Raw genomic sequence first — 5,223 nt, forward strand, 5'->3', positions numbered from 1 at the left:
AAGAAACTGACAATCCGACAGCGCCGCTTGCAACATCAAAAACAGGCGGCATAATCAATCACACAAACGTGCCAGAGCCTCCAATCCGCAAACCGCTCTGATGTCCCATTTTATATGACGACGGACAATGCTGTACAAAGGTGGCACGCAAACGCTGCATGAGACGTGGGATACGAGCAAAGTGCTGCAGACGATTGCAGAGGATCAGATCACGTTTTTCGCCGGAGTACCGACCATGTACACTTACATGATCCGCGAGCCGGACTTTGAAAAGCACGATCTCTCCAGCTTGCGAGTCGCGTTGGTCGCCGGGGCATCCGTGCCGGTCGAAGTGCAGCGTGATTTCGAGGAGCGCGCCAAGGTTCGAGTGCTCGATGCGTATGGGTGCACAGGCTGGATATCTTCAGCCACGCCGCTGGACGGTCCGCGGGTCCACGGCTCAATTGGGAAGTCGCTCCGTGATATTGATCCCACGATGGACACCGATATGAAAATCGTAGGAGAGGATGACCAGGAACTTCCGCACGGGACCCCTGGCGAGTTGATCGTACGCGGATCGCAACTGCCACCCGGATTCTGGCGCATGCCCAAGACGACGCTGGAAGCATACCGAAACGGCTGGTTCCATACCGGGGACATCTGCAAGAAGGATGAAAACGGTTACTTCTATGTCATTGATCGTAAAGATGATCTTATTATTACGTCAGGTTATAATGTTTATCCGCGTGAGGTCGAAGAAATCCTGTATACTCATCCAGGGGTAAATGAGTGTACTGTCATCGGACGCTCTGATCCAAAGCGGGGACAGATTGTTGTGGCGTACGTCGTTCTCAAGGATAATGCCCAGTGCACCGGCAAGGAAATTGAAGCCTATTGCCGGGAACGGATTTCCAACTTCAAGGTTCCAAGGCGGGTAGAGTTCATCGAGGACATTCCCAAGACAGCAAATGGAAAGATATACAAGCAGGGACTGCGTGAACTCTCCAGCAAGCGGGAATAGCGGTCCTGCGAGCGCCCCACACTATGGAATATGGCATTAGAAGAATACTGACCTCGAACCGAAAGTATAGTAATGTTAAAAAACAGATCTATTGATTGGGAACTCAAGCTTTTATTTCTTATTCACGATGCGTCGCGGCTCCGTCGCAAGGCGTTCGATTATTATTTCCGACGGCTCAATATCACGCGCTCGCAGTGGTGGGTGTTGGCCACTCTTTCGCGGGGAGATGGGTTGAGCCAGACTGAATTGGCCGATCAGCTCGATTTGGGCCGGGTTGCAGTCGGGGGGGTGATAGATCGACTTGAGAAGAACGGATTCGTTCAGCGAGTCTCGGATAAGAATGACCGTCGCGTGTATCTTATCTATCTTACCCCCAAAGCTAAACCGCTTCTGGTGCACATGCGGCGCGCCAATCACAACTTCAATGCCATTGTCCTAGATGGAATTACAGAAGAGCAGCTCACGCAGACGGCAGATAGTTTAGAAATCATGAAGAAAAATCTGTTGGGATACTTCAAATTACCCAGTGAATACGATCCTGAGACGGCAGACCGGGAAGGCGGGCCATGCCGGAATCCGGATGACGGAGCTTGAGAAGGGGAGGTGTCAGACGAAGTCAAATCCGTCTCACCAAGGGCAGGATGGCTGCTCCTTATTCGACGCAAAGACCGCGCCACTAGGTAACCCCGGGCCGCCCGAGCGAACTTCGAAAGCGCTCGTTTTGTGACCGGGATGCGTTCATGTTTCGAAGAGGAAAGATGAAAGACGTCGCTTTTGACATTGCCAGCCAATTCGTACGCCTATGCCAAAGACGGAGACTGAAAAGGATGACCAAAAAATACACGATCGCAATCATTGGCGGCACCGGGGATCTGGGCTCGGGGCTGGCCATGCGCTGGGCGCGGGCCGGGCACCAGGTCGTCATCGGCTCGCGAGATGGCGAGCGGGCGGCGGTGAAGGCGGCGGAGTTCACCGAAGCCGCCGGGGTCGCGATTGCCGGGGCCGAGAATGCCGAGGCTGCGGCGCAGGGCGGGCTTGTGGTATTGACCGTGCCCTACGCCAGCCATGCCGCGACGCTCGACGTCATTCGGCCACACCTCGACGGCAGGATTTTGGTCGACGTGACGGTTCCGTTGGTCCCGCCAAAGGTGCGAACCGTGCAACTGCCCGAGGGCGGCTCGCTGGCCAGGCGCGTGCAGAAGGAACTGGGCGAAGACGTCCGGGTCGTTTCGGCCTTTCAGAACGTGGCCGCGGCGCATTTGGCGGACCTGGACCACGATATCGATTGCGACGTGTTGGTTTGCGGAAACGACAAGGACGCGAGGGCGACGGTTATCGGGCTGGCCGAGGATGCCGGGATGAAAGCGTGGCATGCCGGACGGATCGACAATTCGGCGGTGGCTGAGGGACTGACATCGATCCTCATCTTTCTCAACGGAAACTACAAGATCGACGGCGCCGGGATCAGGATTACGGGCACGCCGGGCTTGGCGGGGCAATAGGCATTTAAGGAATGTGGGGGAGATGAGCGACTCGCTGACACTGCATTCCCTGAGAGGGGTTCCGATGATCGCCGAAGGCGATGATCTCGTCGTTGTGATCAATGACGCGCTGGCTGTCAGCAACCTTCTGCTGCAAGACAACGACATCCTGGTCCTGGCGCAAAAGATCGTGTCGAAGGCCGAGGGCCGAACCGTCGATCTGCGCTCGGTCAATCCAGGCCCCGAGGCCGTCGAACTTGCCGACGCCACCGGCAAGGACCCGCGTGTTGCCGAATTGATCCTTGCCGAGAGCACTGGAATTATCCGCCGGTCACGCGGGGTAATCATCACCGAGCACCGGCGCGGCTGGATCATGGCCAATGCCGGAATTGATGCCTCCAACGTGGCGTCGGCGGATGGAGAGGAAAACGTCCTGCTGTTGCCCGAAGACCCGGATGCGACCTGCGCCGACCTGCGCCGCCGGCTAGGCGAGGCGCATGGGGTCGAGATCGGCGTCATCATCTCCGACAGTTTCGGGCGTCCCTGGCGCCTGGGCACGACGGCGGTGGCAATCGGTGCTGTCGGGTTGCCGAGTCTCTGGGACCGGCGCGGTGATCGCGATCTCTTCGACAACGAACTGATGGTCACCCAGCAGGCGGTTGCCGATGAACTTGCCAACGCCGCCTCGCTGTTGCAGGGGCAGGCAGCGGAGGGGCGGCCGGTGGTCCTGATCCGCGGCCTGCGTATCGGCAACGGCAACGTCCCGAACCGCCCGGCTGCCGATCTGATCCGCGACCCGTCCGAGGACCTGTTTCGATGAGCGGCGGGCGTGTGATCGTGATATCGGGCGGCGTCGGCGGCGCCAAGCTGGTGCTGGGCCTGGCGCATGCGGTACCTGCAGAACGGCTGATCGTCGTCACCAACACCGCCGACGACTTCGACCATTTCGGCCTGCGGATCTGTCCCGATACCGACACCGTGCTCTACACGCTGTCGGGCCTGGCCGATCCAGGCAAGGGCTGGGGCCGGGTCGATGAGACCTGGACCTTCATGGGCGCGATGAAGGCGCTGGGCGGCGCGGACTGGTTCAGCCTGGGCGATGGTGATCTGGCCCTGCATGTATTGCGCACCGAGCGGCTGAGAGCCGGTGCAAACCTGACAGAAATCACCCGCGACGTCGCCACGGCCATGGGCATAGACGCCACGGTCCTGCCGATGTGCGACCAGCCGGTATCGACGAAGGTCGATACGACGCAGGGGCGGCTGGCCTTTCAGGAATATTTCGTCCGCGAGCGATGCGTGCCTCGGGTGACCGGGTTCGAATTCAACGGCATCGACACGGCTCGGGTCAATCCGGCGCTGGCTGCCGCGCTGGCCGACCGGCCCGAGGCGATCATCATCGCCCCGTCGAATCCGTTTGTCAGTGTCGATCCTATCCTTGCGATTCCGGGGATGCGCGATCTCTTGCGCGGGTGCGGTGCCCCGATTGTTGCTGTCTCACCGATCGTCGGCGGGACGGCGATCAAGGGACCCGCGGCCAAGATGTTTTCGGAGGCGGGTCATGACCCGACCGCCTTGGCGGTTGCCAGGCACTATCAAGGTTTCGCCGATGGAATTGTCATCGACGAGCTGGACACCGGCCTGGCGTCGGACGTGGCGGCCCTTGGTCTCGGTGTGGAGGTCTTGCCGACGATCATGTGTGATCTTCAGACACGCATCGACCTGGCAAGTCAGACCGTTGCTTTCGCCAGCCGCCTTGGCGGAGGTCTCGAGCGATGACGGAGATCATCATTCCGGTCAAGGAGTTGTCCTGTGCCAAGCAGCGCCTGATGGGCGTGCTGAGTGCAGCCGAACGCACTGAGCTTGTGCTGGCTATGCTGCAGGATTTGCTGACGGCCGTGGCAGAGGCAGACTGCGGCCCGGCCCTGGTCGTGGCCAGCAACGATGCCGTGTTCGATATCGCCAGGAAATTCGCGGCGCGCCCGGTCCGCGAGCATGATGTCCGTGGCTACAACGCGGCCGTATCGCTCGGCTTTGCCGAGGCGAGGGGCGGCAATGTTGCCGTGCTGCCGGCGGATATTCCGCTTGCCGCGGCGGCCGAGATCAGATGTCTCTGCGCCCCGGCCGCCGCTGACAGCCGCCGCATAAGGTTGGCGGCCAGTCTCGATCGGATGGGCACCAACGGTTTGTTTCTGGCATCACCCGGCCTTATCCTTCCCGGCTTCGGTCTGAACAGCTTTTCGCGATATCGCCGGGTCGCGCGCGCGGCCGGGATCGAGCCGACGCTGATCGATGCCCCGGGATTGGCGTGCGATATCGACACGCCGCATGATCTTCTTGAACTGACCAGATACCGAATGCCCGGCGCGACATTCGCGTTTCTGCAGGGGGTTCAAGATCGGCTAAAGCACTCAAGTTACGATCGGGAGAGGCATGAACTCTATCATCAATATCGAGAACAGGGCGCGGCAGTTATCTGAGGCCCAAGCCCATGGCCTGCTTGATGAGCCGCAGGAGGTTCTGCTGACCCGCGCGGCCAAACTGCGGGATCATGGCCACGGGCGGCTGATCAGCTATTCGCGCAAGGTGTTCATTCCGCTGACTCAGCTTTGCCGCCCAACTTCGACAGTTCGCGGCTGATTTTTCCGGATTTCGTTTGGCGCAGGTCAACAAAACAAGGCGTTTTGTATCGCGAAGCGGTAGATTTCGTGGGATCGTTGTTGTGGCACGTGGTGTGATTTT

The 5,223-nt window shown here is 59.6% G+C and carries 7 protein-coding genes; 6 read left to right on the forward strand and 1 reads right to left on the reverse strand.

Translation table 11 applies throughout. The annotated features are described in order from the left end of the window. Positions 1–127 precede the first annotated feature (127 nt). The 6 genes from DL899_RS18905 to cofC all read left to right on the forward strand — a co-directional run bounded on the left by DL899_RS18905 (position 128) and on the right by cofC (position 4,961). On the forward strand, positions 128–1,000 hold the full coding sequence (locus DL899_RS18905; protein ID WP_111735865.1) for a class I adenylate-forming enzyme family protein: 873 nt from the start codon (positions 128–130) through the stop codon (positions 998–1,000). A gap of 72 nt (positions 1,001–1,072) precedes the next feature. Further along, entirely contained in the window at positions 1,073–1,594 is a 522-nt protein-coding gene (locus DL899_RS18910) for a MarR family winged helix-turn-helix transcriptional regulator (protein WP_111735866.1), read from the forward strand. A 233-nt stretch (positions 1,595–1,827) separates the two neighbouring features. Then, entirely contained in the window at positions 1,828–2,502 is a 675-nt protein-coding gene (gene npdG / locus DL899_RS18915) for an NADPH-dependent F420 reductase (RefSeq protein WP_111735867.1), read from the forward strand. Between the two features lie 22 nt (positions 2,503–2,524). Next, positions 2,525–3,301, forward strand: coding sequence for a coenzyme F420-0:L-glutamate ligase (gene cofE / locus DL899_RS18920; RefSeq protein ID WP_111735868.1), 777 nt, complete (start codon positions 2,525–2,527; stop codon positions 3,299–3,301). Next, a complete protein-coding gene (gene cofD / locus DL899_RS18925) occupies positions 3,298–4,260 on the forward strand; it encodes a 2-phospho-L-lactate transferase (RefSeq protein WP_111735869.1) in 963 nt (320 codons plus the stop codon). The genes cofE and cofD overlap by 4 nt, the downstream gene beginning before the upstream one ends. Next, positions 4,257–4,961 (forward strand): 2-phospho-L-lactate guanylyltransferase, encoded by a 705-nt coding sequence (gene cofC, locus DL899_RS18930; protein WP_111735870.1) that lies wholly within the window; start codon positions 4,257–4,259, stop codon positions 4,959–4,961. Before cofD ends, cofC begins: the two co-directional genes overlap by 4 nt. Here cofC and DL899_RS19780 read toward each other — a convergent pair. Then, positions 4,954–5,223: hypothetical protein (locus DL899_RS19780; RefSeq protein WP_204355372.1), on the reverse strand; the 270-nt coding region annotated here is incomplete at its 5' end. The genes cofC and DL899_RS19780 overlap by 8 nt on opposite strands.

The organism is Roseovarius amoyensis, assembly GCF_003260265.1.
In the GTDB taxonomy this organism is placed as follows: Bacteria; Pseudomonadota; Alphaproteobacteria; order Rhodobacterales; family Rhodobacteraceae; genus Roseovarius; species Roseovarius amoyensis.

Coding starts and splice junctions, on each gene's coding strand:
- cofC (WP_111735870.1), top strand. CDS start 4,257: ATGACGGAGATCATCATTCCGGTCAAGGAGTTGTCCTGTGCCAAGCAG.
- cofE (WP_111735868.1), top strand. CDS start 2,525: ATGAGCGACTCGCTGACACTGCATTCCCTGAGAGGGGTTCCGATGATC.
- cofD (WP_111735869.1), top strand. CDS start 3,298: ATGAGCGGCGGGCGTGTGATCGTGATATCGGGCGGCGTCGGCGGCGCC.
- npdG (WP_111735867.1), top strand. CDS start 1,828: ATGACCAAAAAATACACGATCGCAATCATTGGCGGCACCGGGGATCTG.
- DL899_RS18910 (WP_111735866.1), top strand. CDS start 1,073: ATGTTAAAAAACAGATCTATTGATTGGGAACTCAAGCTTTTATTTCTT.
- DL899_RS18905 (WP_111735865.1), top strand. CDS start 128: ATGCTGTACAAAGGTGGCACGCAAACGCTGCATGAGACGTGGGATACG.